This is a genomic window from Shewanella sp. SG41-4, from assembly GCF_014164505.1.
GTDB lineage: Bacteria > Pseudomonadota > Gammaproteobacteria > Enterobacterales > Shewanellaceae > Shewanella.
In genome coordinates this window covers 1-1,425 of record NZ_JACJFI010000587.1, presented here as the reverse complement: position 1 = coordinate 1,425, position 1,425 = coordinate 1, and the positions used below count along the sequence as shown (strand labels likewise).

The 1,425-nt window shown below is 40.9% G+C and carries 1 protein-coding gene and 1 pseudogene; both read right to left on the bottom strand.

The window, feature by feature from the left end; genetic code table 11:
* Nucleotides 1-383, bottom strand: a pseudogene (locus tag H5202_RS22440) (RNase E specificity factor CsrD); the annotation flags it as partial.
* 204 nt (nucleotides 384-587) lie between these two features.
* A partial coding sequence (locus H5202_RS22435; protein WP_182773975.1) for a malic enzyme-like NAD(P)-binding protein occupies nucleotides 588-1,425 on the bottom strand: 838 nt, incomplete at its 5' end.

Below are 1,425 nucleotides of genomic sequence, written 5' to 3'. Positions count from 1 at the left end.
GAAAATGGCGGCGGCATAACTAACGTCATCGATAATTGACCATCACTTAATTGAGTCTGATAAAGCGTTAAACTACTTTTAACGTTACCAGCTTGTTCACGATGAAATTGATAAACTAATTGGGTGTTCTGCGACAGGGAGAAATCAACCGCTTTATACGCGGTCAATAAAGGGGGTAACCAAGTAGAAAATTGGTCACTACCATGTTGTTGATAATCGTTGGCTAACATGGCTTCTAACTCAGCGACTTTTTGTTGTTGAAAAGTGTAGGTCAATTGAGTAAAGCCCATCACCGCACACAGTAAAAATACAAAAGCCACCGCAGCTAATGAAAGCAGCCAAAAGCTGGTCAATTTTTTAGTAAGGATCTTGGTGAGTTTCATTTATCCGCTATCCTGCTGGATTTATTTTTGTATTCATGACTCCAATGTCATCCAGTATAACGATTGTGTTGTACAACTTCACTAATCGTTTTTGTCACTCTTATTTAGACCTATAAAAAAGGGGCAAAAGCCCCTTTCCTTAACGACAACACGCCTAATTAATCCCTGTTCGAATTAATAAACCTGTTTATTTACATTTTCGTTCTACACTTTGTATTCTGTCGGTAATGTGGTGATTTTTGCCACCCCAGAATCTATCGCCGCTTGTGATACCGCACGAGCAACCAACGGCAGTAGTCTTGGATCCATTGGTTTCGGCAATACATATTGTGCCCCAAAACTCAATGATGACACATTAGGATAAGCAGCTAACACCTCGGCCGGAACAGGCTCCTTGGCAAGGTTAGCTATTGCATATACAGCAGCAAGCTTCATTTCGTCATTAATGACCGACGCGCGAACATCGAGTGCACCTCTAAAAATAAACGGGAAGCACAATACATTGTTCACTTGATTTGGATAGTCACTTCTACCAGTCCCCATAATTAAGTCTTTACGGATGTTATGGGCTAATTCAGGTTTAATTTCAGGATCAGGATTTGAACAGGCAAAGATAACCGGATTAGGAGCCATTAACGCAATATCATCGGCAGCCAATAAATCCGCACCGGACAGCCCTAAAAATACGTCAGCATCTTTAATCACATCTTGCAGGGTACGCTTATCGGTATTGTTGGCAAATAACGCTTTATATTCATTGAGATCTTCACGACGAGTATGAATAACGCCTTGTCTGTCTAACATATAAACATTTTCACGCAATGCGCCACATTTCACGATCATAGTCATACAAGCAATCGCAGCAGCACCTGCACCTAAACAAACAAATATCGCATCATCAATTTTTTTACCTTGAATTTCGAGCGCATTCAACATGCCTGCGGCAGTGACAATAGCAGTACCGTGTTGGTCGTCATGAAATACCGGAATATTACATCGCTTAATCAACTCTTGTTCAATTTCAAAACATTCAGGCGCCTTG